Annotated in this window: 31 protein-coding genes; 8 read left to right on the top strand and 23 right to left on the bottom strand. The window is 66.1% G+C overall.

Going from position 1 to position 23,957, the window contains the following annotated elements:
• On the bottom strand, positions 1–210 hold a 210-nt coding region (locus OCL97_RS04610; protein WP_377368029.1), incomplete at its 3' end, for a hypothetical protein.
• A gap of 23 nt (positions 211–233) precedes the next feature.
• Between OCL97_RS04610 and OCL97_RS04605 the strand changes: the two genes are divergently transcribed.
• The 3 genes from OCL97_RS04605 (at position 234) to OCL97_RS04595 (ending at position 3,199) form a co-directional block, all read left to right on the top strand.
• Positions 234–674, top strand: a complete 441-nt coding sequence (locus tag OCL97_RS04605; RefSeq protein WP_304775774.1) for a MarR family winged helix-turn-helix transcriptional regulator — start codon at positions 234–236, stop codon at positions 672–674.
• On the top strand, positions 671–2,113 hold the full coding sequence (locus OCL97_RS04600; protein WP_377368027.1) for an MFS transporter: 1,443 nt from the start codon (positions 671–673) through the stop codon (positions 2,111–2,113). Before OCL97_RS04605 ends, OCL97_RS04600 begins: the two co-directional genes overlap by 4 nt.
• Positions 2,114–2,176: 63 nt before the next feature.
• Positions 2,177–3,199 (top strand): NADP-dependent oxidoreductase, encoded by a 1,023-nt coding sequence (locus tag OCL97_RS04595; protein WP_377368025.1) that lies wholly within the window; start codon positions 2,177–2,179, stop codon positions 3,197–3,199.
• Between the two features lie 39 nt (positions 3,200–3,238).
• Here the strand turns inward: OCL97_RS04595 and OCL97_RS04590 are convergent, their stop codons facing one another.
• Together OCL97_RS04590 and OCL97_RS04585 are read right to left on the bottom strand one after the other, a co-directional pair.
• Entirely contained in the window at positions 3,239–3,451 is a 213-nt protein-coding gene (locus tag OCL97_RS04590; RefSeq protein ID WP_304775779.1) for an alkylphosphonate utilization protein, read from the bottom strand.
• A gap of 79 nt (positions 3,452–3,530) precedes the next feature.
• Positions 3,531–4,040 carry a DUF1993 domain-containing protein gene (locus OCL97_RS04585; RefSeq protein ID WP_377368023.1) on the bottom strand — a complete coding sequence of 170 codons (510 nt, stop codon included), beginning with the start codon at positions 4,038–4,040 and terminating at the stop codon, positions 3,531–3,533.
• 97 nt (positions 4,041–4,137) lie between these two features.
• On the opposite strand from OCL97_RS04585, the gene OCL97_RS04580 reads away from it, so the two are divergent.
• Together OCL97_RS04580 and OCL97_RS04575 are read left to right on the top strand one after the other, a co-directional pair.
• Positions 4,138–4,491 carry a DUF4180 domain-containing protein gene (locus tag OCL97_RS04580; protein ID WP_377368021.1) on the top strand — a complete coding sequence of 118 codons (354 nt, stop codon included), beginning with the start codon at positions 4,138–4,140 and terminating at the stop codon, positions 4,489–4,491.
• 79 nt (positions 4,492–4,570) lie between these two features.
• Positions 4,571–5,806 (top strand): acyl-CoA dehydrogenase family protein, encoded by a 1,236-nt coding sequence (locus tag OCL97_RS04575; protein WP_304775786.1) that lies wholly within the window; start codon positions 4,571–4,573, stop codon positions 5,804–5,806.
• Here OCL97_RS04575 and OCL97_RS04570 read toward each other — a convergent pair.
• The gene (locus OCL97_RS04570; protein ID WP_377368019.1) at positions 5,803–7,536 is read right to left on the bottom strand and encodes a sensor histidine kinase; all 1,734 of its coding nucleotides are present in this window, start codon (positions 7,534–7,536) and stop codon (positions 5,803–5,805) included. The two genes, OCL97_RS04575 and OCL97_RS04570, sit on opposite strands and share 4 nt — an antisense overlap.
• Positions 7,537–7,670: 134 nt before the next feature.
• Between OCL97_RS04570 and OCL97_RS04565 the strand changes: the two genes are divergently transcribed.
• Positions 7,671–7,859, top strand: a complete 189-nt coding sequence (locus tag OCL97_RS04565) for a hypothetical protein (RefSeq protein WP_377368017.1) — start codon at positions 7,671–7,673, stop codon at positions 7,857–7,859.
• Positions 7,860–7,973: 114 nt separating this feature from the next.
• Here the strand turns inward: OCL97_RS04565 and OCL97_RS04560 are convergent, their stop codons facing one another.
• The 17 genes from OCL97_RS04560 to OCL97_RS04480 all read right to left on the bottom strand — a co-directional run bounded on the left by OCL97_RS04560 (position 7,974) and on the right by OCL97_RS04480 (position 20,977).
• Positions 7,974–8,183: a cold-shock protein gene (locus OCL97_RS04560; protein WP_215341185.1), complete on the bottom strand. Its 210-nt coding sequence runs from the start codon at positions 8,181–8,183 to the stop codon at positions 7,974–7,976.
• 183 nt (positions 8,184–8,366) lie between these two features.
• Entirely contained in the window at positions 8,367–10,058 is a 1,692-nt protein-coding gene (locus OCL97_RS04555; protein ID WP_377368015.1) for a hypothetical protein, read from the bottom strand.
• Positions 10,059–10,062: 4 nt separating this feature from the next.
• A complete protein-coding gene (locus tag OCL97_RS04550; RefSeq protein ID WP_377368013.1) occupies positions 10,063–10,617 on the bottom strand; it encodes a hypothetical protein in 555 nt (184 codons plus the stop codon).
• 1 nt (position 10,618) lies between these two features.
• Positions 10,619–11,452 (bottom strand): lysozyme, encoded by an 834-nt coding sequence (locus OCL97_RS04545; protein WP_377368011.1) that lies wholly within the window; start codon positions 11,450–11,452, stop codon positions 10,619–10,621.
• The gene (locus OCL97_RS04540; protein ID WP_377368009.1) at positions 11,449–11,976 is read right to left on the bottom strand and encodes a hypothetical protein; all 528 of its coding nucleotides are present in this window, start codon (positions 11,974–11,976) and stop codon (positions 11,449–11,451) included. Before OCL97_RS04540 ends, OCL97_RS04545 begins: the two co-directional genes overlap by 4 nt.
• A 39-nt stretch (positions 11,977–12,015) precedes the next feature.
• A complete protein-coding gene (locus tag OCL97_RS04535; protein ID WP_377368007.1) occupies positions 12,016–12,591 on the bottom strand; it encodes a hypothetical protein in 576 nt (191 codons plus the stop codon).
• Between the two features lie 2 nt (positions 12,592–12,593).
• Positions 12,594–13,199, bottom strand: coding sequence for a hypothetical protein (locus tag OCL97_RS04530; RefSeq protein WP_377368005.1), 606 nt, complete (start codon positions 13,197–13,199; stop codon positions 12,594–12,596).
• Entirely contained in the window at positions 13,200–14,033 is an 834-nt protein-coding gene (locus tag OCL97_RS04525) for a hypothetical protein (protein WP_377368003.1), read from the bottom strand.
• 9 nt (positions 14,034–14,042) lie between these two features.
• A complete protein-coding gene (locus OCL97_RS04520) occupies positions 14,043–14,486 on the bottom strand; it encodes a hypothetical protein (protein WP_377368001.1) in 444 nt (147 codons plus the stop codon).
• A 78-nt stretch (positions 14,487–14,564) separates the two neighbouring features.
• The gene (locus OCL97_RS04515) at positions 14,565–15,170 is read right to left on the bottom strand and encodes a DUF4376 domain-containing protein (protein ID WP_377367999.1); all 606 of its coding nucleotides are present in this window, start codon (positions 15,168–15,170) and stop codon (positions 14,565–14,567) included.
• A 44-nt stretch (positions 15,171–15,214) separates the two neighbouring features.
• Entirely contained in the window at positions 15,215–15,832 is a 618-nt protein-coding gene (locus OCL97_RS04510) for a hypothetical protein (protein WP_377367997.1), read from the bottom strand.
• Positions 15,832–16,629 carry a hypothetical protein gene (locus tag OCL97_RS04505; protein ID WP_377367995.1) on the bottom strand — a complete coding sequence of 266 codons (798 nt, stop codon included), beginning with the start codon at positions 16,627–16,629 and terminating at the stop codon, positions 15,832–15,834. Before OCL97_RS04505 ends, OCL97_RS04510 begins: the two co-directional genes overlap by 1 nt.
• A gap of 103 nt (positions 16,630–16,732) precedes the next feature.
• Positions 16,733–17,845 (bottom strand): hypothetical protein, encoded by a 1,113-nt coding sequence (locus OCL97_RS04500; protein ID WP_377367993.1) that lies wholly within the window; start codon positions 17,843–17,845, stop codon positions 16,733–16,735.
• Positions 17,842–18,963, bottom strand: a complete 1,122-nt coding sequence (locus tag OCL97_RS04495) for a baseplate J/gp47 family protein (protein ID WP_377367991.1) — start codon at positions 18,961–18,963, stop codon at positions 17,842–17,844. The genes OCL97_RS04500 and OCL97_RS04495 overlap by 4 nt, the downstream gene beginning before the upstream one ends.
• Before the next feature lie 3 nt (positions 18,964–18,966).
• Positions 18,967–19,578: a hypothetical protein gene (locus OCL97_RS04490; protein ID WP_377367989.1), complete on the bottom strand. Its 612-nt coding sequence runs from the start codon at positions 19,576–19,578 to the stop codon at positions 18,967–18,969.
• The gene (locus tag OCL97_RS04485) at positions 19,575–20,726 is read right to left on the bottom strand and encodes a hypothetical protein (RefSeq protein ID WP_377367987.1); all 1,152 of its coding nucleotides are present in this window, start codon (positions 20,724–20,726) and stop codon (positions 19,575–19,577) included. The genes OCL97_RS04490 and OCL97_RS04485 overlap by 4 nt, the downstream gene beginning before the upstream one ends.
• A gap of 38 nt (positions 20,727–20,764) precedes the next feature.
• On the bottom strand, positions 20,765–20,977 hold the full coding sequence (locus OCL97_RS04480; RefSeq protein ID WP_377367985.1) for a hypothetical protein: 213 nt from the start codon (positions 20,975–20,977) through the stop codon (positions 20,765–20,767).
• 148 nt (positions 20,978–21,125) lie between these two features.
• Between OCL97_RS04480 and OCL97_RS04475 the strand changes: the two genes are divergently transcribed.
• Together OCL97_RS04475 and OCL97_RS04470 are read left to right on the top strand one after the other, a co-directional pair.
• A complete protein-coding gene (locus tag OCL97_RS04475; RefSeq protein ID WP_377367983.1) occupies positions 21,126–21,929 on the top strand; it encodes a BRO family protein in 804 nt (267 codons plus the stop codon).
• A gap of 13 nt (positions 21,930–21,942) precedes the next feature.
• Complete coding sequence (locus tag OCL97_RS04470) at positions 21,943–22,566, top strand: hypothetical protein (RefSeq protein ID WP_377367982.1); 624 nt, start codon at positions 21,943–21,945, stop codon at positions 22,564–22,566.
• A gap of 78 nt (positions 22,567–22,644) precedes the next feature.
• Here the strand turns inward: OCL97_RS04470 and OCL97_RS04465 are convergent, their stop codons facing one another.
• Positions 22,645–23,061 (bottom strand): hypothetical protein, encoded by a 417-nt coding sequence (locus OCL97_RS04465; protein ID WP_377367981.1) that lies wholly within the window; start codon positions 23,059–23,061, stop codon positions 22,645–22,647.
• Positions 23,062–23,174: 113 nt separating this feature from the next.
• Complete coding sequence (locus OCL97_RS04460; RefSeq protein ID WP_377367980.1) at positions 23,175–23,957, bottom strand: hypothetical protein; 783 nt, start codon at positions 23,955–23,957, stop codon at positions 23,175–23,177.

Raw genomic sequence — 23,957 nt, 5'->3', positions numbered from 1 at the left:
CGGGCGGTCCACGCCGGCGGCGAACGGGCGCGCGAGGCCGCCGCCCGCGGCTTTGAGGACGACCTTGAAACCTGCGAGGCCATCGCGCGCGATCTGCGCCGCCAGACCCTGGCCCTGATCACCGGCCTCCGCGCGGCGCGGCGTGCGGCTCGAGACGCGGCGGAACAGCGTCTTGACCGGCAAGATCGCCAAATATAGGTAGTTCGCCAACCTAACTATCTTGGCGAGTCTCGATGCCCACCTCGACGGACGATCCGGTCGTGCTCGCCGAAACCCTGCGCCCGGCCCTGCTGCGGGTGTCGCGCCGCCTGCGCCAGGAAGCCCAGAAGGCTGGGGTGTCGGCCCTCGACGCCCTGCTCCTGACCCAGATCGCCCGCAGCCCGGGGGTGGGCGTCTGCGACCTGGCCGACAGCGAACAGCTGTCGCGGCCCACCATGAGCGGCCACATCAAGCGCCTGGAGGCCGCCGGCTGGATCACCCGCGCCGACAGCGCCACCGACGGCCGCCGTTCCGGACTGGCCATCACCGCGTCGGGCGAGGCCCAGCTCGACGCCATCCGCCAACACCGCAACGACTGGCTCGCCGCCCGTCTCGCCAAGCTGCCCGTGGACGCGCGACGCCAGCTCGACGCCGCCGCCGGCCCCCTCCTCCAGCTGCTGAGCCTGGAGGCATGAGCGAGCCCGAAGGCCCGGTCGAGGCCCGGGCCGCCGCGCCCGCCAGCACCGCCGCCACCCGCGGCTGGATGATCCCGGCCATCATCGGCTCGGCCATGCTGATGCAGACCCTGAACGCCACGGTGATCTCCAACGCCCTGCCCACCATGGCCGTGGCCCTGGATGAGGACCCCCTGCGGCTGAACCTGGCCATCACCATGTTCCTGCTGGCCTCGGCGGTCTTCCTGCCCATCAGCGGCTGGGTCGCCGACAAGTTCGGGGCCAAGCGGATCTTCATGATCGCCATGGTGCTGTTCGCCCTGTCCTCGGCCGCCTGCGGCTTCGCCCAGAACCTCAACCAGCTGGTCATCGCCCGCATCTTCCAGGGCATGGCCGGCGCCATGATGGGCCCGGTCGGCCGCCTGGTCCTGCTGCGCACCACCCCGAAGAACGAGCTGGTGGGCGCCATGTCGGTGCTGACCATGCCCGCTCTGCTGGGCCCGGTGATCGGGCCCGTGGTCGGCGGCGCCATCGTAACCTTCTTCGATTGGCGCTGGATTTTCTTCATGAATTTGCCGATCGCCGTGGCCGGCGTCCTGCTGGTGCGGGCCTATGTTCCCAACGTGAAGGAACAGGTCGTCTCCCCCATCGACTGGATCGGCATCCTGCTCACGGGACTCGGCCTCGCCGGCCTGATCTTCGGCTTCGAGAACATTGGCCGCGACGCCCTGCCGCCCGGCGTGGTGGCGGCCCTGTTCCTGGCCAGCATCGCCGCCCTGGTGGCCTATCGCTTCCATGCCAGGGATAATCCCCACGCCATCATCGACCTGTCGATCTTCCGGCTGGTGACCTTCCGGGCCTCGGTGATCGGCGGCGCCTTCATGCGGGTGGCCATGGGAGCGACCCCCTTCCTGCTGGCCATGCTGCTGCAGATCGGCTTTGGGCTCTCGGCCTTCCAGGCCGGCCTGATGACCTTCATCTCGGCGGCCGGCGCCCTGGTGATGAAGACCACCGCCCCGCCCATCCTGCGCCGCTACGGCTTCCGCACCGTGCTGCTGGTCAACGCGGTGATCGTCGGGGTCAGCTTCATGGCCTACGGCTTCTTCAAGCCCTCAACACCCCACTGGATCATGCTGACGGTCCTGGCGATCGGCGGCTTCTTCCGCTCCCTGCAGTTCACCAGCCTCAACGGCCTGGCCTATGCGGAGATCGAGCAGCACCAGATGAGCCGCGCCTCCACCACCTCCTCCATGGCCCAGCAATTGGTGCAGTCCATCGGCATCGGCCTGGCGGCCCTGCTCCTGCACATGCTGATGGTCGCCCAGGGCCAGACCCAAATGACCGCCGCCACCATCGCGCCCGCCTTCGTGATCATCGGCGCCATCACCTTCATCTCCATCCTGTTCTTCATCCCCCTCCCCAAGGACGCTGGCGACGAGATGAACGGGCGATCCAGCTAAGCCCTCGACTTCCCCGGCGTGCGGTCGGCATCGTCTCCCCCAACGAACAAGGGAGAGTTCCTCATGCCCACCAACCGCCAGTGGATCCTGCGCCGCCGTCCGACCGGCGAGATCGGCCCCGAAGACCTCGAACTGGTCGAGACCCAGACGCCGGAGCTGAAGGACGGCGAGGTCCTGGTCCGCACCACCTACCTGTCCCTCGACCCCACCAACCGCATCTGGATGAGCGACCAGGACCAGTACCTGCCGCCCGTCGAGATCGGCGACGTCATGCGCGGCGGCGTCATCGGCGTCGTGGAACAATCGCGGAGCCCGGACCTCCAGGTCGGCCAGATCGTCAATCCCGGCCTCGGCGGCTGGCAGGACTATACCGTGCTCCCCGCCGCCATGGCCCGCCCCAGCCTGCAGATCCCCGGCGTGCCCATGACGGCCTATATGAGCGTCCTGGGCGCCACCGGCCTGACCGCCTGGTTCGGCCTCATGGACATCGGCAAGCCCCAGCCGGGTGAGACGGTTGTTGTCTCCGCCGCCGCCGGCGCCGTGGGCTCCATCGTCGGCCAGCTCGCCAAGCTGAAGGGCTGCCGGGTCGTCGGCATCGCGGGCAGCCCCGAGAAGTGCCGCTGGCTGACCGAGGAGCTCGGCTTCGACGCCGCCATCGACTACCGCAACGAGGACGTCGGCGCCGCCTTGGACCGCCACTGCCCCAACGGGATCGACGTGAATTTCGAGAACGTCGGCGGAGAGATCATGGACGCCGTCATCGGCCGCATGAACAACTTCAGCCGCATGGCGCTGTGCGGGATGATCTCCACCTACAACATCGACGGCCAGATCCCGGGGCCGAAGGACTTCGCCCGCGTCCTGATGCGCCGCATCCTGATCAAGGGCTTCATCGTGATCGACTACCTGCCCCGCGCCGCCGAGGCGATGGCCGAGCTGATCCCCCTGGTGGCCTCAGGCCAACTCAAGTGGAAGGCCCACACGGTCGACGGCCTGGAGAACGCCGCCGAGGCGGTGAAGCTGCTCTTCACCGGCGCCCATGACGGCAAGCTGCTGGTGCGGGTCTCGCCTGAGCCCAACACCTGAGGGGCGCGACAACGCCCATGAGCCGTGCGCCGAGGCGACCTAGGCCTTCTTGACGAACTCGGTCTTGAGGACGAGGTCCTTCACCTTTTCCGCACGGCACTCGATCTGGGTCTCGTCGTCGGTGAGGCGGATGTTCTTGATTAGCGTCCCGCGCTTCAGGGTGACCGTGGTCCCCTTGACCTTCAGGTCCTTGATCAGGGTGACGGAGTCGCCCTCGACCAGGAGGGCGCCATTGGCGTCGCGAACATTCATGGCGGAAGTCCCTGCGCAGCAAAGAGCTGTGCTTTAGGGGCTGGGCGGCCCGCCGACAAGCCGGCCGCCCTCAAGAGCCCTAGGCGACGGCGCCCAGATAGTCGCGCTTGCCGATCGCCACGCCCTTGTGCCGCAGGATGTCGTGGGCGGTCACCACGTGGAAATAGAAGTTCGGCAGCGCAAAGCCGAACAGGTAGTCCGCGCCGCTGAAGGACGGCTTCATCGGTCCGAAGTTGAGCGTGATGGTCCGCCCCTCACCGGCGTCCACATCGGCCACCGGCAGGCTTTCCAGATAGGCGATGGTCTTGGTGATCCGTTCCTGCAGCTGCGGGAAGGTGGTCTCGTCATCCGGCATCTTCGGGGCCTCGATCCCGCTCAGCCGTTCACCGGAGAGCTTGGCGGTGTCGCTGGTGCGCTGCACCTGGGCGGCCAGGGCCAGCATGTCTGGCGCCAGCCGCGCCTCGATCAGTTCCGAGGGGTCGACGCCGTTCTCCGCCGCATGAGCCGCGCCCTTCTCCAGCAGGCTGGCGAGGTTCTTCAGGCCACGCACGAAGAGCGGGATCGAGGCTTGGTGGAGGGAAATCGGCATGCAGGCGTCCTTGGAATGGCGTTGACCCACCGTGGGCCATCGCCGCTCATATGGGGTATGAGCGGCCAAAGCGCGACCATGCGGCGGTGATCGAACCATGAGCCTCCAGATCCTCAACGGCGTCCGCGTCTGGCTGTGCGACGCTGAGGGCCCGCGTCTGTCCACCGGTCGCGACGCCACCGACATCATCGGCGAGGCCTATGGCGCGGAGGTCGACGTCATCGCCCTGCCCGCGGCCCGCCTGACAGACGAATTCTTCGATCTCAGCACCCGCCTGGCCGGGGAGTTCGTCCAGAAGTTCGTGAACTACGGCGCGGCCCTGGCTATCGTCGGCGACATCACCGTCCACATGGCCGCCAGCAACCCCCTGCGCGACTTTGTCTATGAGTCCAACCGCGGCCGACACCTGTGGTTCGTCGGCGACCGGGAGGCCCTGGCCGCCCGCCTCTGACGCCAGGGCAGGCTTGCGCCGCGCCGATGATCGGTCGACCCTTCCGCCCAACCAGAAAACCACAGGGCGGAGAGCGACCATGTCCATCGACTTCGAGATTCCGGCGGAGGCCAAGGCCATCCGCGCCAAGGTGCGCCAGTGGGTGCACGATGAGTGCATCCCGGCCGAGAAGCGCCTGGTGGACAAGGAGTCCTTCAAGACGGTCCTGGCCGAACTGCGGACCAAGGCCCGCGCCGCCGGCCTCTGGCTCCCCTTCATCCCCAAGGAATATGGCGGCATGGGCCTGGGCCCGCTCGCCAACGCCCTGGTGCAGATGGAGCTGGGCGAAAGCCACCTGGGCGCCCTGTCGATGAACAGTCAGGGTCCCGACGACGCCACCATGCTGACCCTGCTGGCCCACGGCACCGAGTTCCAGAAGGAGAAGTACCTCAAGCCCCTTCTGAACGGCGACAAGCGCGTCTGCTACTCGATGACCGAGAAGGCGGCCGGCGCCGACGCCACCGGCATGCAGACCCGGGCCGTGAAGGACGGCAACGAGAACTACATCCTGAACGGCGAGAAGTGGTTCTCCTCGGCCGCCAGCGCCGCCGACATGGCCGTCGTCATGGCCATGACCGACCCCGACGCCCCGCGCCACCAGCGCTATTCCACCTTCATCGTCGAGCTGCCCAACCCCGGCTACATCATCAAGCGCGACATCGGCACCATGGCCAAGGAAGGCCCCCTCAGCCACATCATGGGGGGCGGCCACTCGGAGATCGAGATCAAGGACCTGGTGATCCCGGCCGAGAACCTGCTGGGCGGCGAAGGCCAGGGCTTCAACATGGGCCAGCACCGTCTGGCCTACGGCCGCCTGCGCCACGGCATGCACAACGTCGCCATGGCCCAGCGGGCCCTGGACATGGCCGCCGCCCACGTCACCCAGCGCGAGACCTTCGGCAAGAAGCTGTCGGAGCGGCAGGGCGTCCAGTGGATGCTCGCCGACTGCGCCAGCGAGCTCTACATGGCCCGCCTGATGCTGCTGCATATCGCCTACAAGGCCGAGCGCGGCATGGACCTGCGGCAGGAGAACTCCATCGCCAAGGTGTTCCTGGCCCACATGGTCCACAAGGTGGTGGACACCGCCATCCAGCTGCACGGGGCGCTCGGCTACTCCACCGACACCCCCTTGGCCGCTTGGTACACCCACATCCGCTCGCAGCGACTGGTGGACGGACCCGATGAGGTTCACCGCTGGACGGTGGGCCGCAACGTGATCAAGGCCTATGAGCGCGACGGCACCACCGCCGCGGCCGCGGGCGGCGACCTGCTTTAGCGGGGTTGGGAGAGCGGTAGGCTCAGCCGGGCCATCAGGCCGCTCTCCCGCCAGTCCAGCACCGCATGGCCCCCGACGCCGCCGCCCAGAGTCCGCTGCAGCATGTTGAGGCCAAGGCCCCGACGGGTGGGCGCGACCACCGCAGGCCCGCCCGTCTCGGCCCAGTCCAGCGTCACCTGCTCACCCTCCAGGGTCCAGGTCACCGAGACCTCCCCCGTGGCGCGTGACAGCGCCCCGTACTTGGCCGCGTTGGTGGCGAGTTCGTGCAGCGCCATGGCCGCTGACTGGGCCACCTGTGGGCTGAGGGTGACATCCGGCCCTCCAAACCGCACCCGGCCCTCCGCGCCCAGCCGGTAGGGCCGCAGTTCCTCCTCCACCAGCCGGCGCAGTTCCGCCCCGCGCCAGCGGGCCTCGGAGATGAGCTGGTGGGCGTGGGCGAGCGCCCTGACTCGGCCGGTGATGATGTCCTTCAGCGCGTCGGGGGTCGGCGCCGAGGTCAGGGCCACGGTGGCCTGCACGACGGTCAGCAGGTTGTTGGCCCGGTGGTCCACCTCGCGGGCCAGCAGCTTCAGCCGCTCCTCGGACTCCCGCCGCTCGGTGATGTCCAGGATCACCCCCAGAACGCTCTGGGGTTCGCCGTCGGCTCTCAGGTTGATCTCGGCCCGCACCATCAGCCAGCGCACCTGCCCGTCGGGCCAGACATAGCGGTACTCGATCTCGACCTTTCGCGCCTGGCTCGCTACGGCCTCCCGATAGGCCTCCTGCATGCGTTCGAGTTCGCCCGGATAATAGCCCGCGTTGATCTCCTCCATGGTGGGCTCGGCGTCCGCGGCCAGGCCCAGCAGCCGGTTCAGCTCCGGGCTGCCCTGCAGACCGCCGCCGGTCAGCAGGAACACCGCCATGCCGCCGGCTTCCATGGCCAGCCGCAGGCGCGCCTCGGACTCCCGCAGGTCCTGCGCCGCCGTCCGCTCCGCCGTGATGTCCGCCACCGTGCCGACATAGCGGACAGCGGCCCCGCTCTCGGGGTCGAACACCGGCTCGCCCTGGGCGCGGACCCAGCGCATCGCGCCGTCCGGCTGCGGTATGCGATATTCATAGGGGGAGGCGTCGCGCACCTCCGGGTCCATCGCGCGCCGCGAGAGGGCCAGGATTCCCGGCTCGTCTTCGGGGTGGGCGGCGCGGGGAATGTCCTCGATCTCCACCACCTGCTCGGGCGCGAAGCCCCAGATCTCGCGGGCCCGGGCGGAGACGATCATCTCGCCGGTGACGATGTTCCACTCCCAGACCCCCAGCCGAGACGCCTGGGTCGCCAGCTCCAGTCGCGCCTCGCTGGCGCGCAGGGCGTCCTCGGTGCGTCGGCGTTCGGTGATGTCGGAGAGGGAGACGGCGATGCCCGCGTCGCGCATGGGCAGGATGCGCAGCTCCACCATCCGCCCGGCCCGCGCCCGCGACGGGATTTCGAACCGCGAGGCGATCCGCTCGTCCATCGCCCGCACACAGGCCCGCTCGAAGACGCCGCCCCGGCCTTGCGGGAAGACGTCCCACATCGCCTTGCCGATGAGTTCGCCTCGGGAGACGCCGAAATACTCCTCGGCGGCCCGGTTGAAGACCACGTAGCGCCAATCGCGATCCAAGGCATAGAAGCCGACGCTGATGCTTTCGAGCACCGCCTCCAGGCGCGCTTCGTTGGCGCCGTCCTCAGGGCGGGTCGATGGACCAGGATCGTTCATGGCGGACCGGCTTGGGGGCGTTCGAGACCCTAGACAACACCTTCCGCCCGGGAAAGCTCCACGGTTCCAGGCGGTGGGCGGAACCCCGCCGCTCGGGCCAGGGTTCATCTGGTCAGGACCAGAGGAGACACCCCATGGGTAAGATTCAAGGTGAGGGCGACTACGACGCCGCACGTCGCTTCCGCAAAGCGGAGGAGGACTTCGTCAAGACCGGCCCTGTCGAACAAAAGGCGAAGGAAGCCGAGGAAGCTCTGGACGGGCCCGAAGGCGCGGAGCTTGAAAAGGCGCGCATCGACACCGCCAAGGGCGCCAAGCCGCGTTAGCTCGGCCAGCGGCCGAAGCATAGAAAACCGCCAGGGCCGATGGCTCTGTCGGGCAGATCGGCAGAGATCAAGAAGGCGGGGCGCGCCGAAAACCGGCGGCCCCGCCGTCGAGAACTAGAGGATTTGCAGCTGAGCGGCCGAATCCTTGCCGCTCTTGCGGTCGCGCTCGACTTCGAAGCTGACCTTGTCACCTTCGTTCAGTCCGCCGAGGCCCGCGCGTTCAACCGCCGAGATATGGACGAAAACGTCGCCGCCACCGCCCTCAGGAGCGATGAAGCCATAACCCTTGGTTCCGTTGAACCACTTCACAGTACCAGTCGCCATTGTCGTCCCTATCAAAGTGAGTAACACGTCTAAAATTCGTAAGATGTTGAATTCTTGGCGGAATTCAAAACCTCAAAGCACCTTCATGGCGGTTCTAGTGGCGGTAGTGGCTATTATTCCCGTCCGGTCCGGCGTCCGCCCGCACCATCCCGCATCTTCTCGAATTGCGCTAGTGCCTTAGATTCACGCCCGCCACTTCCCGTCGATCAGGGTTACGAGCGTCCTCTTCGCTGATCGATAAGTCACAATCTGAGTGTGGGACCACGAGCTCGGACCGGTATTATACTGCTGGTCCAGCAGGCCGCAGAGGCCGGCCTGATAGACGCCGTCCAGGATGGCGGCCGAGTGGCTGTGGCCGATGTTCAGCCGCACCGCGACGCGCGCCAAGCTCATCGCCGAGCCGCGGGCGCCGTTCGGCCCCTCGTCCCCGTGCAGCCCAATCTCGACCCCGCCTGCCTCCTGGCAGACCAGGTAGGATCCGTTGCGGGGCACGAAGACGATGTCCTCGAGGTTCGCCGGGTCGTGGCGCTCGAGCGCCCACTTGAAGACGTCGAACTCCCGATCGCCGGCCTCCTTGGCCGCATAGATGGCGTCGTTGGCCTGACACCAGAACCGGAGGTTCAGTGGATCCTTCCGAGGGTCGGTCTCCCGCAGCCAGCGGTGCATGGCCTCGTTGTGGTTCGAGGCGACGACGACGCTGGTGCAGAAGTCGCGGGCCGTCCGGCGGAGGAATTCGGCGCAGGCCTTGTTCGCCGCGTCGACCCGATCGGTCCCTTCCACCATCATGCCGAACATGAAGGCGTGATCGTCACGCCGATGGTGGTTCCTGGCCTGGAAGTCGAGCAGGTCGTGCCAGGCCTGGTGGCGTGGCTTGAGGGCGTCCAGCATGTTGTCGCTGGAGATGATCTCGTCGCGCGCCAGGTCCAGGCCCCAGGCCGCCCGCGCCACCGTCGGATCGAGCTGCTCCCGGTGGATGTCGCCCCAGGAGATCTCCTCGACCCGGTGGCCTCGGGTCACCACGCCGGCGCGGACGACGACGTCCAAGTCCTGGAACGCGCCGTCATCGGTGGCGCTGATCTGTCGGCAGAAGACCCGGTCCTGCGGATCCACCTCAACGATCGTTGCGCCGATCTGGTGGTGAAACTCCGCCTTCAGGCCGGCCTTCTTCTCGATGTAGTTGGCGATCGTGCAGGCGCCCGTGGTCATGATCATCGCCGGGTGCCGGCCGGGCAGAGCTGGGACGGACACGAGCTGGATCTTCGCGTGCGGGAAGACGCCCCAGGCGCCGCGGGGGTGGGTGTGGAGATCCGAGAGCGGCCTCACCGCGGTCGGTAGGGTGTTCATCTTCGCGGCAAAGACCAGCGGCCCGCAGTCGTTGTTGTCGTGGAAGAGGTAGGGGTGAACCTCCCTCGCGAACGCCGCGGTCCGGGTGGCGTGATCCTCAAACAGGCCCTTCTGATAGGTGAAGCCGCCGACGCGGATCTCGGCGCCGATGTCGTGGGCGTAGGCGAGCAGGTTCGCCCAGAACGAGGCGTGCACCGGCGTGTCGTCTTGCGCCGCGGTCAGGAGGAAGCGCCGAGCGTCCCGCTTCACAAGCACCATGGCGCGAGATGACGAAAGCTTCGCGGCCGCCGGCGGCTTGAAGAGGGACCAATCGGGCAGGAAGTTCTCCGCGCCCTCCAGCGCGCGCCGCTCCTGGGTGCGGATCCAGCTCATGAGGCTGGAGACGTTCATCCCGAGGCGCCGCGCGCCCTCTTGCGCAGAGGATCCGCGACCGCCCGACTGCCCAAAGGGGGTGAAGCCGTCGGCCAGCGCCGCCTCGATAACCCGCTTCCGCTCGGCTGAGATGGCCGGCGAGATGGGGGGGGACGGCACGGGGCTACTCCGCCCCCTCGCCGAGACGGACCTGATCGGAGACCAAGTCCTGCAGGTCGATCAGTTGTTGGGAGACGGAGCGGTAGGCGCCGTAGTTTTCGGCGATGACCGCTGCGGCAGCAGAGCAATCAACGCCGGCGGCCGCGTCATCAGGCCGGCCGGCGGGATCCAGGGTTTCTGAGACAGGGGCGCCGAGGGTTGCGGCGTCGTGCACCCGGAGGAAACCAACAGGCAGCACGCAACGAGCGTCAGCTTCAACGGAGACATAGCGCGGAACCTCTCGGATGATGGTGCGGGTGACGTTTCGGATCTCGACCTGGTGATCCTCCGCCTTGCGGCCGGCTTCGGCTGAGATCTTCGCGGCCGCGCGCTCCTTCTTGATCGCGGCGGCGACGGCCTTCCCTTGCGCCTTCTTTTGCTCGAGCTGGATCGATGCGATGTTGCCGTCCTGAATCTTCCAGGCGGCAGCGGAGCCGCCCGCCGCGCCCAAGGCCAAGCAGATCGCGGCGATGATCAGGTACGCCTTGGCGCCGGCGACGATCTCGAAGAGCTTTCCCACGCTAATTCCTCGCGCGGTGGCTGTTGTAGATTTGGAACGCCACCGAGACGGCGACCAGCACGGCCGCGGCCGTGGCGAGTGTCCCCACCAGGTGCTCTACGGCCGGGCTCCGGTCCGAGAACGGCGAGATGGCGTCCATGACCGGCTTCAAGAACCCGTCGCCGATCTCCTTGAGCATCGCCGGGGCGCCCAGCAGCGCGGCCGTGACCCCGCTCATGAAGGCGCGGCTCTTGACGAGCGGCGATCCCACAGGCGGCGTCGGAGGGGTCTCCATGGCGCGGACCTGGGACGACGGCAGCGGATTGGCCGGCGCGATCTTGATGATCTCGAGCACTTCCGACGGCACGATCTTGAGGGCCGCCGCGCCGGGAGCGTCGGGCGTCCGCCAAAGGGCGGCTTCCGCCATTCGGCGATACCGCAAGCCCGGAAGAGCCACGAGAACGCCGTCGATCTCGGCCTTGTCGAACCTCATCATCTGGTCCGGAATCGCGTCGCCCTGGATCTTGCCGGCCTTGAGCAGGCGCCACAGCGTCCAGTTCGGCTTGGCGCCCAGGTTGAACACGAAGGACAGCAGCGCGGCGTACTGATGTTCCGACAGCGAGAGCACGGCGGCCGCGCCAATTCGGCGCTCCAGGCGCCCGGCGGCGACTTCGATGTCGTCGGCCAGGTAGGCGTCGACCTTGGACATCGGGATCACGAGTCCGCGGTGAACCTCCGGGCCGGTGTGACCAACCCCGATGGTCCAGATGCCCTTCGAGTCTTGATAGGCCCGCGTCTTGACGCCCTCGGCCTTCTTGAGGAATTCGCCCAGGAAGGCGGGGATGGGGCGGATCATGATGTAGCCACCGTCATGAGGATGTGATGGAGGGACTTGAGGAAGGCCCAGGTGTCGGGCGCGATCGAGACGACGATCCGATAGCCGACGACGAAGACTGAGAGCCCACCAATGCCGCCCACCAGGGCTTGCCAGGGCTTCATGGTGGCGAGGGTGCGGAACCCCTTCTCGACCGGACCGTCGTGGTCATCGAGTGCCGGCGGCGCGACGCCAAGCGCCCTGGATTGGGTCGCCTGGACGCCCTCCATGTACGCGACGCGCTCGCCGACCTTACCCAAGCCGTCGGCGACGCCGTCGACCCGCCGGTGGAGCCCGTCAAACTGCCGCGAGCTCTCCTTGGAGGCCTCGTGGACGCAGTCGTGGACCCGCTCTATCGCGTCGTAGATGTCCTCAATCGAGGCGTTTCGCTTCTTGAGGGGCGGGCTCTTCACGGGCGTCGCGACCTTGGCACTGGAACCGCGACCAGACCGCGCGCTGCGGTCCGGTTGCAGGGTGGGGGCGGCTTTTGTGGCGGCCTGCGGCATGACTCAAAGCTATCGTCACGACTTAGGCGCGAGCGTCGATCAATACCCCTCGCCCGGATCCCCGCCGTACCACTCGACAGCGACCATGCCTTGCCCGGCGGGAATTAGGACGAGCGCTGGAAAGTTCCCCCCTAGGCCGCCGCCCCCCGGTCCGGGCGCGCGCGAGCGGCTCACGCCGTAGCGACCGCCAAACCCAAGGCGAGCTATGTCACCGACGTCACCGCCACTCGACACCGAAGCGACGCCGCTCCGGCGAATATCGCCAATGCAGTTGGCGGCCGAGCCCTGCACACCGCCCGTGCCGCGACCGCGGTCGGCGTAGCAGACCATTTCGCCAGTGGCGGCGCGCCGCATCCAGCTATCGCCGGCCGTCATCCCGGTCCCGCACTGGCCCACTTGGATCTGAAACACCTCGCCGGCGGAGGTCTTCGCCTTGCGGTGGGAGAAGGCGCCGTTGCCGCCGGCGTTTTCGCCCTGCCCCCCCACGCCAACCATGGACACGCGGAAATAGTCCGCACCGCCTGGCGCAGCGACGGTGAATTGTCCCGCGTCCTTGAAGAACTTCCTGAGGATCAGATCGCTCTCGTCCGGGAACAGCTCGCTCCAACGGATCATGCTCAGTACCCCGGATTGCGCGCGTAGAATTCCAGCGCGACCACGCCGTCACCGGCCGGAACGACGCTCGTCGCGCCGCCGAAGACGCCCCGGCCGCCGCCGCCGCCGGGCATAGCCGAGACGTTCACGCTGGCGCCGCGGCCGCCGAGGCCCATCGGGCGCGTATCGCCGTCATCTCCCGCGCTGGCCCCGCCTTGGTTCGCCGTGGCGTCCGAGCCGGAGCGCTTGACGGATCCGACGGAGTTGGCGGCTAGACCCTTCGACCCGCTGTGCCGGCCGCGATCGGCGTAGACGAGACTCGATGTGTCGGCGCGCTTCACATAGCTGTCGCCGGCCACCGTGTCGGCCGAGGGGCGCGAGAAGGCGGTGTCGCCCACCTGGACTGAGAACGTCGCGCCAGGCGCGCAGGCCTCCTGGTCAAAAGCGTAAGCTGATCCGCCGCCCCACCCATCGCCGCCGGCGTCCTTGAACCCACCTGCGCCATCCGCCGCGGCACGGACGTAAGCCGTTCCAGCCGGCGCGACTGCTGAATATACGCCAGGCTCGTAGAAGTATTGTCGGTCGAGGAGCGCGTAGCCCTTCGGGAAGATGCTGGACCAGGTGGTCACCTAGACCCTCCAGGTTCCGCCGTCGAAGACCAGGATGGCCGTGATGTTGTCGCGATCGAGGACCAGGTCCGAGGTGCCGTAGTTGATGGTCTGGCCGTTGCGGGCGACGGTCAGGTTCGACGCCTTGAAGTTGCCCTTGATCCACACGTCATCGCCGTCCGCAGGGTTCAGCGGCAGCGTGATCGGGAAGACTCCGCCAGAGACGTCGGCGACCAGCCGGTCGCCCTTCGCGGCCGTCAGTGTCGCCGTGATTGTTCTCCAGCCCGTGGCCAGGTCGGTCTGTTCGTCGGCGATGTTCGTACCATCGCAGTAGATGCTCTTGCCGCGGCCCTGCGCCACCTTCACGCCGGTTCCGGCCGCCGGCTTGCACGTGATAGAGAACAGGCCTGTGGTGCGGTTGATCACCAGCCAGCGGTCCGACCGGGTCGGGAATATCAGATTGATGTTGCCGGTCAGGAGGCCGGTCAGGATGATGATCCCGACGCCCCACTGGTCCGCGGCGAGGGTGATGTTGCTGCCCCCGGCGCAGTTGACCGAGACGCTCCCGCCACTGTTGCGGTGGACGAAGGCCGTGGTGGCGATCGACGTGTCGTCATCACCTGCGGCCGCGGTCGGCGCCGTTGGATCGCCCGTCAGCGCCGGGCTGTTCAGGCCAGCCAGAGTCGCCACGGCCGTGATCAGCTCGTCAACGCGAGCCTTCAGCCACTTCGTGCGATTGGTAAGCGCGACGGCCTGGGCGTTCGATACGCCGCCATCCCCGCCAACGACCGGGTCGGTCGTTGCGATCTTGTAGACGCCGGCGTCAAAGGACTCCGTCTCGGTCAAGTTGGCCATGAAGGTCCCCTAGAAGGTGATCGTCCACGACCCGGAGAAGGTCAGGTCGACATCCTTATTCAGGGCGACGCTGCGCACCTTGCGGGCATAGAGGACGTCTCCAGCGGTCAGGAGGCCGAACTCCAGGATGGCCATGCCGTTGTTCTCGGAGGTGAGCAGCGAGAAGTCGAACTTCACAGACGTCGCGTCCGGATAGCTCACCGCGTCGATCGCCTTCGAGAAAGCTCCAGTGAGACTCGTGTTGCCGCCGGCCGGCGCCGTGCCGGACGTGCCGCACGCGAATTTCGTGATGCTCCGGTTGGTGACGTCGCCACCGAGCAGGCGGGCGTGCGCCGTCTTCGACCCATTGACGATCAGGTTCGGCTCATCGACCACGTCGACCAGGATCCCGCGGCGAAAGGCCTTGAGAAGGAAGTGGCCGGTGGGAAGCAGTAGGGATTCGGAATGGCGCACATCAAGCTCCGGGCGGCGAGGAGCTCAGGATCAAGTCACGACGCCGCAGCACCTACCCGGAGGCGGTTGGAGCGACGATCAGGCGGGCCAGCCAGCGGTGATGTCGATCGCGTTGAGGTCCGCATGAGTCTCGGAGGCCATGACGGCATCCGAGAGCCCACGCGAGTGGGTGAAGCATGCCTGGACATGTTGACCAACCAAGACGCCCATCCCCGCGACGTCGGCCTCTGTGACTGTTGCCCAGACGCCGGGGGAGAGCTCCCAGTCGAGCGTGGACAGCGAGGTGTCGCGGCCGAACATAACGAGGGCGCCGGTCAACTTGCTTTGGGTCTTGTCGTCGGTGCGGACGGGACCAGCAGGGCCGATGAAGCCGGCTTGCTCATGCGCCCACCGCTGCTCGCGGATGGCCGCCAACATGGCGGTTTGGCGCTCCTGGAGGGTAAGCTCCTCGTAGACCCCCTGCCGCATGGGAACCAGGCCGCCGACGTCGACCAGCTCGACGCCGACAAGGCGCTGGTGGCTCTGAGGCGTGACGTCCGCCTCGGTGATTTCGGCAACGCCGGCGGCGAGGCGAGCTTCCGGCGTTGAGCCCTCAGCCCAGCCGGGCGGGTAACTGAACTCGTCTGTGGCGAATGCGCCGTTAATCTCCACCCATCCGTCGGATGTCTTGAAGGCGTAAGGCATGGCTCAGACGACCGTGGTTGCGTGGCGGGAGTGGGGCGCGCGCATCAGATCAGCTCCCACAAAGTTGCGCAGATCGCGCCAGAGATCCCCGTGATGCTGATCGATCCGCTTGCGTATTCTGGAGACGTCGTGACCGACTTGATGTCGAACGCGTTGAGGCTTGCGTCGGTCGTCCAGCCCGCGGGGAATGTCGCTCCGACGGCGGACCCGCCGCCGTGCGAGAAACCGACAACAAGGGCCGCGACATTGGTCGATCCGGGCGTGAAGCCGGTAAAGGTCAGGGCCGCGCCAGACGGTTGCGCAACGCTCTCCTTCAGCGTCATCGCCACCGGCCCACGATAGGTGACCCACAAAAAGGGCGCCGTGTTGGCCGTGGCCGAGATCGTGAATGTCGCACCCACATCGCCAGCAGCCAGAATCTTGTAGCAGGTCTGGATGTTGGTGCCGCCTCCAACCTGATTGCTGTAGCTCCACCCGGAGCCCGCGCCACCCGATATGGTTGGCGTGGTGCCGCCGCAAATCAGAATCAAAAGGTCGCCGGCCGCCGTGCCCGTCGGCGTGAAGGTCGTCGTCGATCCGGAGGATGTCACATTGCCAGCGCTGCCAGCTATGAGCCGGACCTTTTGCCGCCTACCCATCATCGGGTGAATGAAGGGCTGCATTACGAGAAGGCTCTCGCGAGCGTGTACTCCACCGTCGTGGCGTCGCGGACGAAGTAGTACAAGGCATCCACCGCTGCGGGCGCCGTGCTGAGCGCCTGCGGGCCACCGGGCGCCTTGAACCAGGCTCCGTAGGTGATGAGCCTTGAGCCGGCGGCGTCCTGCGGGATGCGAATGCGGCCGCTCTGGCCGATCTTCGCGTTCGTCGGGTTCTCCAGCGTCAGGGCGCCGGTCAGGGCGTCGAGGTCGAAGTTGATGCCGGTGGCGAAGTCCAGGGCGATTGACGCAGCATATGCCACGGACACCGGCGCGGAGGCGTCGAACAAGCCCTTCGCCGTGATGAATCGCTCGTCGTTCACGCCAGCCCACATGGTCGCGGCGAGCGCCTTGGTCAGCGGCTCGGCGTCGATCCAGCGCGACTGCGTGACGTCATAGATCAGGATCAGGACGCGGCCCGGCTCAATCGTCCGGTCGTAGCTGAAGGCGAAGCGGTTCGCGGCCGTCGAGCCCGTATTGGCGTTCAGAAGGGAAATGGCGGCGGCGCCGACGTTCTGCAGGATCAGGACGCGCCCTGCGGCGCCGCCAGCTATGCCAGTTATAGACTGTGCGCCGGTGGCGGTGAGGCGCGCGACGGCGGCGGCTGAAAGGCCAACCGGCGCGTAGTCGTTCTGCGTGGCGGCGAACGCCGCGGGCGTGATCGCGCCGGAGAGCTGGAGTGACTGCGTGATCACCGGCGACGCTAGGATAGCCGCAGCGACCTGGGCAATCGTCGCCCGAAAGGTCGCCCCGCCCTGGACCAAGGCAAAGAAGTCGGACGTTCCGAGGGCCGCCGCGGGGTCGAGGAGAGAGGTTTTAGGCATGATCTGTCTATCGTGGCCGGAGCCCCGATAGTGGCGTCACGACTCAGAACATGGGGCCGATGGGGTAGAAGATCTCAGAGCCGTCCTCGGCAAAGATCTCGACGCCACTCTCGGTGAGCAAAATAACATCCACCAATCCCGCCGCGTCATCCGCAGGGGCCGCAAGAGAGTCGCCTGACAGCGTCACGCCTCCGGAGAGCGGCACCCCTGCCCCATCAGATGGGGCGGTAAGGGTTTCGCTGATCAGGGAGCCAGCAGCCTCAGCGAGGCCGCCATCAATCGCGCCGCCAAAGACGTCCAGAACCAGTGACGCCGATCCATCCAAGCTGAGCGCGCGAATGTGCGTTCCCGCCGCGCGGATCTTGGTCAAAATTTCTCTGACATCAGCCAGGAACGCCACGAAGCTTCCGCCATCGATCAGATCGTACCCGATCTGGACGTCGAATAGCCCGTACTCCGGCGATCCGACGGTGCTGTAGGTGTAGGCCCCGTCGTGCGAAATCACGCCGTCGTAGACGGGGAAGACGCCCCGATAGATCGTGACGTCCAAAACGCGGCAAGCCTGCCCCGTATAGTCCTGGATCGCGCGCTCGAGCGCTATATTGTTCGACGCTGGCCTCACCGCCTCTGCGACGATGCGTGGTCCGTACCCAACATCAGCCTCGCCCGGCCAGCGAGGGACGTTGTAGTAGCTTCCCAGCTCATCGAGCCAGGCGCCCTCGGCCGTCTTGGTCGTCATCTGGCGGAGCATTTGCCCAATCTGGCCATCAGCCGCCTTCAGCTCGACCGCCTCCGCCTCCATGAAGGACCAGAGCAGGGACGTGTAGCCGAGGAGCTGCACCCTCCCGGACGCGTCCTGTTCACCCGCCCCATCCAGCAAGATCGTAGCGGCAAGGTGCGCCCGCTCGGGATCGATGAAGTCCACCTGGTATCCCGCAGCGCCCGCGATGGTGGCCGCCAGGGTGGCGAGCGTGTGCTGGGTCAGGTCAATAGTCAGCGGCCCGCCGACGCCGCCCGAGATCGTGATGACCAGCCTCAGATCCTCGACCGCCCACGACATGCCGCCCGCATACCCGAAGCGGATAGCCGCGAACGGATGGGGGTCCTTGTCAAAGACGCGGTTTAGGCGCCCGAGGAGCTTGAGGGTAAGCCTCATGCCGCGGTGATCGCAATGGCGCCCGGCATCAGCTTGTTGGTCGCGGCGGGATCCACGTCGGCGGTGGGCAGACTGAAGACGATATTCGCCACGCCCGCGATGCTACTAACCAGGACGACGGCGTGGGCGACGACGTAGGCCTCGCCGATGTCGAGGGCGAGGATGTATTCGGAGAGCGCCTCCGTCGCCAGCGCGCACAGGGCCGACGCGACGTAGCCCGGCTCGGCGGTGATAACCCCGGTCACAGCTTGGGTGGTCTCAGTGGCGGCCGCGACCGTGACCTTGACGCCGGCGGCCTTCCAGCCCGGAACCTTCACCCCGGCGTCGTCGACGTAGCCGTGGATGATCTTCACTACCTCGGCGACCAGGGCTCCGGACGTGGCGCCAACCCCGTTATGGACGTAGACGTTGACCAGGGAGATCGGTTGCGCGGAGTCCGCGACATACGGCTCTATGATCGACACAGCCTTGACGCGCTCGGTCTCAATCCCCGAGGCGTTGAATAGGGCCGCGGTCTTGGCGCCGTAGATCAGCGCCGACGTGGTGCTACGCTGCAGCGCTTCGATATAGCTGCCGAAGCGCTGCTTTCGCTCCGCATCCGCCTCCACCTCGCGACCGTTGACGAGTGGGATGGCGTTCGCCGCGCTGACGAACCCGGCGATGGAAGGATTGACGGTGAACGCGACGGCCGCGGGGATATTTCCCGCCGCCCCAGACGATGCAGCGACCACGGACACGTCCGCGTAGGTCCCGCCTGGGGCGATGGTCACGCCATTCTGGCTCAGGTAGGTGAGGCGCGCGGCGGCCGACGAGAAGACCGTCCCCGCCGGAATAACCGTCGCCACCGCCGCCGATGTGATCGTCACTCGGATCACACCCGTCGCGGGAGACGCTGCCAGGCGCGCAAAGTCGAAGGTATTGTAGGTCGCGACCGGGATAGCCTCCCTCAGGCCGTGGAACATCTTCTGATAGAATTCGTCGATCTCAATCGCGAGGGACTCGAGTATGGTCCGGACCACGCTCCCGATGTTGAAGTCGGTCACCCTCGAGGTCGTGCCCCGAAAGTGGTTCAGCGTCGAGGCGACGATGCTCGTCCAGTTCTTGAGCTGAAAAGCCATGCGCTACACCGTGGTCTGAATGTCGATGGACGTGCCGGCGATCGGCCGAACGGTGGCTTCGATTTCGTTGACGTCGCCGGAGATCGTCGCCGTCACCGCATCCACGCTGTCGACGCGGGGATCCGAGAGGAGCGCGCCGCGGACGTACTCGGCGCCCAGAACGCCAACCGTCGGGCCGTTGCCGCGGCCGATCAGGGCGTGGACATTGCAGCCGTACTTGGCGTGGAACAGCAGCTCGCCGAGCGCGGTGCGGACGCGGTGTAGCAGCGCCTGTCGCAGGTTCGCGTTCCCCCTCGCCAGGCGGAAGTCGCCGTTCTCCGCCTCCAGGAGGCCGTTCGTCAGAGCGATATCGACGCCGAAGACGCGGTCCGGGTCGGAGGCTGCGGAGGTTTGCACCGCGACCGCAGGCACAATGAGCTGTTCCCCGAAGAGCCGAACATTGGCGGACGCCTGGTTGACGTCCCCGGTCAGATAAGGCGGGAGCAGGTCATTGATCGCGATGATGTCGGCCCAACGGCTCGCGTCGCCGAGCTCGCGCTGGGCGATTGCCTGCAGGGTGTCGTCTTGACGAACCTCGACGTAGCGGTAGCCGGCCAGCCTGCGCAGGATGCTCATAGGAACCGCACTCCGCTGGAGATCGTGGCCAGCCGCGACGCCATGTCCGAAACGCTCATCGGCCGCAGCACGGGGTCGGCCGCCTTGAACACCTCAATATTCGCCCGCGCATCCGGCGCCACCAGCGACGACGACCGGACCCCCGACATGACAGTTTCCCACGGGTTCTGCCCCAGGTAGGCGCTGAGGGGGGAGCCGCCGACGGTCGAGGAGCACGCCGACGCGCCGTAGAGGCCCTGATAGTCCGGGTACTCGCGGACCCTCCGGAACGTGTTCCGCAGGACGCAGAAGGCGTTCTCATAGGCCGAGGCGATCTCGGAGACTTCATTGCTGGAGAAGTCGGCCAGGTTGGCCACCGCGTTGTAAGTGAAGGCCGCGTTGCGCCCGACCATCGCAAGGTCGGTGGCGACCGAGACGAGCTGGGAGGCCTGCTCCCCGACGACTCCGCGGACGCCGTCGACCGCGGCCAGGACTCGCCCGAACGCCGCGTCGGTCACTCCCATGAAATCGCGCAGCGGGGCGGCGAAGTTGGCGCCCACGAATTGCTTCAGGCGCGATCTCGCCGCGCCCAGGGCCGAGGTGGAGGCGTCCAAGCTCTTCACGCCGGCGACAACCGCGTTCGGGCTGGCGTCCAGCGCCAGGTTTAGGGGGTCGACCAGGGGCGCATCGATGCGCTCGTCGATCACCGTCATGTTAATTTGGTACATCATCAGGAGCGGCCGCGACTTGTTCCGCTTCAGAACGAAGGCACCGGGGGCGACCACGGCCGTGATCTTGTCCAGGGCATCGACGAAGATCAGCTTGACCACGTCGGGCGATTGGCCGGCGGCCACGGCCGCAGCCTGGCCAGCATGCCACTTCGACCAGACGCCGCTCTTCAGCGTCTGAAAGGCCGCGGCGCCGTCCTCGGTCTCGCCGCCGCGCCAGCCGGTGTGGCCGGAGATCTGGATGGTGGTGAGGCCCGGCCCGAAGTTGTCGATGAAGGCGCCGTTGAACGTCTGCACGGCGGTCATGAGGGCCGGCCGTGACTCGGTCAGATCCTCCGGCCGGATGACGAGCGGCACGGTGATCGTTTCCCCCGTCCGCCCATCCTCCAGCACGAAGGAGATCGGCCGCTTGTCGGCCTTCTGGGTGGAGGGAGACGCCATCCGCCGACTATGCAGTCACGACAGCGGCGGGGGTCGCCTCAGTCCTCCGAGGCGCTCCGCAGCCGGGCAATGACCTGATCGAGGGGGACTTCGTCATCCAGGACGCCAGCGCCGGCCAGGCCGAGCGTCAGCAGACGCCGCATGGCTTCAGCGCGGGAGGAGATGCGGTGGGCGAAGCGGTAGTCGTCGATGCGGTCAATTAGGCCGGGGTCGATCTGCAGCAAGAACCGACTTGGGCGAATTGGGGGCATCCGCATTCCTAATGCGCTGCAGCCGCAGCGGTCAACGATATCCAGAAAGGTGTTGATATGTTGGATATCCATTATATCCTGAATATCCGGCCCTGAGGCGAGCGGTAACTCGCTTCAGGGCCTAACCCGGATCCACCTGAGGCCAGGCATGAACCAAGCTGATACCGACCATATCGAAAACTGCGGTAGTTTCAATGAAATTACATCAGTTTTCCAACCCGTGGAAATTCCCCTGGTGTTTGAGGGGCATAGCGTCCGGGTCATCAACCGCGACGGCACGCCCTGGTTCGTTCTGGCGGACATCTGCGGCGTGCTGCTCATGGGCAACCCGTCGATGGCCGCAAGCCGCCTAGACGAAGACGAGAAGGGTATCAGCATTGTTGATACCCTTCTTGGCGGCCCTCAACAGGTGGTGGTGATCAACGAATCCGGCCTCTACAGCCTTGTGCTCACCAGCCGGAAGCCCGCCGCCAAGCGCTTCAAGAAGTGGGTCACCGCCGAAGTGCTCCCCACCATCCGCCGCACCGGCGGCTACAGCCAGACGTCATCGGTCGACGCGATCCGCGAGGCCGTCGACGCGGCCTTCCATGAGCGCCTGCCGATGCTGATCGAGACAATCATTCGCGGGATCATGCGCGAACCCCTCATCACCCCAGCCCAGCCCAAGAGGAAATCGGTCGCTCGGTTGCCCGCACGGGAGATCGAACAGATCAAGCTCGGGCCGCCGGCGCCCGCCGAGGGGCGGCAGACCTACCTCACTGCGGAGGAGGTGTCGGAGCGCTGGGACTTCAAAATCGTGTCGAAGACCTTGGCCAATTGGCGGTGCGATCGCATCGGCCCGCCGTTCCGCCGCTTCGGGAACAAAATCCTCTATCCAATCTCCACGCTTGAAGCGTGGGAGCGCAACCATCAGTATGTCAGCACCAAGGACTATGGCGGCGTTTTGGAGTGAGGATGGCGGGGACTTGAAGAACACCAACACGATGAGAAACGCCTCGCTGGCGGCCCTGGCAATCGCCGGAGTCGCTGGAGCCGGGATAGCCATAATATCCGGAAACGCAGAGCTTGGCGCCCCACATACATCCCCGATCGGAGAGACCGTCTCCGAACCAGAAATCCACAAGGCGATCGATGAAACAGCCGAATCTGCGGAAGGGAGCGCTCCACCTCACGAGCAATCGCGCGATAACGCCGCGACGATATTTCTTCCGAACGGTATGGCGTTCCCTAGGAAAGCAACCCTGCTCGAATATGAAGGCCAACATCCGGACGATAAGTGCAGCGACGTCGGTGGCTACGTTACTTGCCCGGCTGGAAAGACGGTAATTTGCCAAGAAAAGTATAGTTGCACCAATGAGATGGCGGTGTTCGTAGACGGAATTATGATCGGCTACGAGGCTCAGATAAACTTGCTTCAAGATGCTTATAGGGCGGAGGAAGGTGGATTTGAATTACTCGGAGAACCCGTATTTTTTTCAAGAACCTCAGCGTCCTGGGAAACGGAAATCGGAACACTTTCAATGATAGAACGAAATCCAGGCTCCCCGTCCTTTCGATTTTTGCACGTCATCATGAAGTACCATGGATAGACTGTATCTAGCTTAATTGGCAGCCAGGCGCACGGTCCATGGGCGTTGACCTTGGGCTTTTTCCGCTGCTGCGTCGCCTTAGCTGGAGCAGTCAGCGATAACTTCGGTGCCCATCATGATGAATGCTGGAATCCGGTCTCCGCCGCTCTGTGAATAGATGATGATAACTTCGGTTGGCTGGCCCTCGGAGATGGCAAGGAATTTGTTTATATCTTTACTGTCAGGGTTGCTGTTGGGGATAATGACAAGGTATTTCAGCATCCCAATGCCGACGTCGGCATTCTGGAACACGTCCTTGCACATGAATTTGTTCTCAAACTCGCTTCCCGAAATACTCGGCCCCGAGAGCGCGATTAGTTCATAGTCACGGTAATTTTCGTTGCGTTGGAGGGTGCGCTCGCGCGGTTCCGCCGCCGCTTGGGCCACCGCCTCAGGCGGCACCGGCACCGGCCTCTCGCACCCGCTGACGCATACCGCCGCCAGCACGACGGCCAACACAAAAGTTTTCAACCCAAACCCCTCATGACCCAGCGTGAACGGGGCGGATTAGACCATGGAAATGGCTGGGGTGCGAGCGACCCCGCCTTTCGTTGCCTTGCGGTCGCTCGCTAAATCGGCGCGCCCGTCGTTCCGGCGCCGGTCTGCACGCCCCCGTGCGTGTGCGTCTTGAGGCTCTTTCCGCCGCCAACGACGTCGACTGAGGCGGTCACCGTACCCGTCACGCCCACATTGCCCGTGACGTTGAGCGCGCCGGTGTGGCCCCAGGCGTTCGCCGAGCTGGTGATGTTTCCCGTCACGGCCAGCCCCAGGTTTCCGGTCAGCGTCGCCGTCAAATCCTTTGCCACGAGCGTCACTTCGCCCGTGGGGGCGATGCTCAGGGCGACGGTTTGGGCACCGGCGTTCTTGACGACGAGGCGGACGTGGAGCGCCTTCGCCGTGTTTCGCTTGAGCTTGAACTTGGCGTCGAAGTCCTTGCCCTCGAGGTCCGCATGGTTCGGATCTTCCGCGACCCTGAGATAGGTCCCGTTCGGCCAGTGCATCTCGAAGTTCCCGCCGTCATCCAGCGAGGAGTAGACGTCACTGGCGTGGCGGTTCAGGCGCAGGTTCGGCGCCTCGAAGGCCATCTGGCTCACCTGCGGCTGCAGGAACCCCATGACAACCGGCGTCTGACCAACACGCCCCACGATCGCATACATGTCGCGATCCTTCGTCGGGGCGACATCTCCGCTCTTCGCCGGCGCCGTGGGCTCCGGCATATCCACCATTCCCGTATTCGTGGTGGCCATCGGCCCCATGACCTGGACCATGGGAACCTGACTGAGGTCGTCGAGGTAGACCAGATCCACGGCGTGCGCGCGCGGGTGCACGCGGACCACCTTCGCCATACGCAT

The sequence above is a fragment of the Phenylobacterium ferrooxidans genome (genome assembly GCF_042714595.1).
Lineage (GTDB): Bacteria > Pseudomonadota > Alphaproteobacteria > Caulobacterales > Caulobacteraceae > Phenylobacterium > Phenylobacterium ferrooxidans.
The sequence above is the reverse complement of the archived record's forward strand: the minus strand, read 5'-3'. Positions and strand labels throughout refer to the sequence as shown.

What these genes read in the sequence shown, in the direction of transcription:
- OCL97_RS04605 (WP_304775774.1), top strand. Translation starts at nt 234, where the DNA reads ATGCCCACCTCGACGGACGATCCGGTCGTGCTCGCCGAAACCCTGCGC.
- OCL97_RS04600 (WP_377368027.1), top strand. Translation starts at nt 671, where the DNA reads ATGAGCGAGCCCGAAGGCCCGGTCGAGGCCCGGGCCGCCGCGCCCGCC.
- OCL97_RS04595 (WP_377368025.1), top strand. Translation starts at nt 2,177, where the DNA reads ATGCCCACCAACCGCCAGTGGATCCTGCGCCGCCGTCCGACCGGCGAG.
- OCL97_RS04590 (WP_304775779.1), bottom strand. Translation starts at nt 3,451, where the DNA reads ATGAATGTTCGCGACGCCAATGGCGCCCTCCTGGTCGAGGGCGACTCC.
- OCL97_RS04585 (WP_377368023.1), bottom strand. Translation starts at nt 4,040, where the DNA reads ATGCCGATTTCCCTCCACCAAGCCTCGATCCCGCTCTTCGTGCGTGGC.
- OCL97_RS04580 (WP_377368021.1), top strand. Translation starts at nt 4,138, where the DNA reads ATGAGCCTCCAGATCCTCAACGGCGTCCGCGTCTGGCTGTGCGACGCT.
- OCL97_RS04575 (WP_304775786.1), top strand. Translation starts at nt 4,571, where the DNA reads ATGTCCATCGACTTCGAGATTCCGGCGGAGGCCAAGGCCATCCGCGCC.
- OCL97_RS04570 (WP_377368019.1), bottom strand. Translation starts at nt 7,536, where the DNA reads ATGAACGATCCTGGTCCATCGACCCGCCCTGAGGACGGCGCCAACGAA.
- OCL97_RS04565 (WP_377368017.1), top strand. Translation starts at nt 7,671, where the DNA reads ATGGGTAAGATTCAAGGTGAGGGCGACTACGACGCCGCACGTCGCTTC.
- OCL97_RS04560 (WP_215341185.1), bottom strand. Translation starts at nt 8,183, where the DNA reads ATGGCGACTGGTACTGTGAAGTGGTTCAACGGAACCAAGGGTTATGGC.
- OCL97_RS04545 (WP_377368011.1), bottom strand. Translation starts at nt 11,452, where the DNA reads ATGATCCGCCCCATCCCCGCCTTCCTGGGCGAATTCCTCAAGAAGGCC.
- OCL97_RS04540 (WP_377368009.1), bottom strand. Translation starts at nt 11,976, where the DNA reads ATGCCGCAGGCCGCCACAAAAGCCGCCCCCACCCTGCAACCGGACCGC.
- OCL97_RS04535 (WP_377368007.1), bottom strand. Translation starts at nt 12,591, where the DNA reads ATGATCCGTTGGAGCGAGCTGTTCCCGGACGAGAGCGATCTGATCCTC.
- OCL97_RS04525 (WP_377368003.1), bottom strand. Translation starts at nt 14,033, where the DNA reads ATGGCCAACTTGACCGAGACGGAGTCCTTTGACGCCGGCGTCTACAAG.
- OCL97_RS04515 (WP_377367999.1), bottom strand. Translation starts at nt 15,170, where the DNA reads ATGCCTTACGCCTTCAAGACATCCGACGGATGGGTGGAGATTAACGGC.
- OCL97_RS04510 (WP_377367997.1), bottom strand. Translation starts at nt 15,832, where the DNA reads ATGCAGCCCTTCATTCACCCGATGATGGGTAGGCGGCAAAAGGTCCGG.
- OCL97_RS04500 (WP_377367993.1), bottom strand. Translation starts at nt 17,845, where the DNA reads ATGAGGCTTACCCTCAAGCTCCTCGGGCGCCTAAACCGCGTCTTTGAC.
- OCL97_RS04495 (WP_377367991.1), bottom strand. Translation starts at nt 18,963, where the DNA reads ATGGCTTTTCAGCTCAAGAACTGGACGAGCATCGTCGCCTCGACGCTG.
- OCL97_RS04490 (WP_377367989.1), bottom strand. Translation starts at nt 19,578, where the DNA reads ATGAGCATCCTGCGCAGGCTGGCCGGCTACCGCTACGTCGAGGTTCGT.
- OCL97_RS04485 (WP_377367987.1), bottom strand. Translation starts at nt 20,726, where the DNA reads ATGGCGTCTCCCTCCACCCAGAAGGCCGACAAGCGGCCGATCTCCTTC.
- OCL97_RS04480 (WP_377367985.1), bottom strand. Translation starts at nt 20,977, where the DNA reads ATGCCCCCAATTCGCCCAAGTCGGTTCTTGCTGCAGATCGACCCCGGC.
- OCL97_RS04475 (WP_377367983.1), top strand. Translation starts at nt 21,126, where the DNA reads ATGAACCAAGCTGATACCGACCATATCGAAAACTGCGGTAGTTTCAAT.
- OCL97_RS04460 (WP_377367980.1), bottom strand. Translation starts at nt 23,957, where the DNA reads ATGCGTATGGCGAAGGTGGTCCGCGTGCACCCGCGCGCGCACGCCGTG.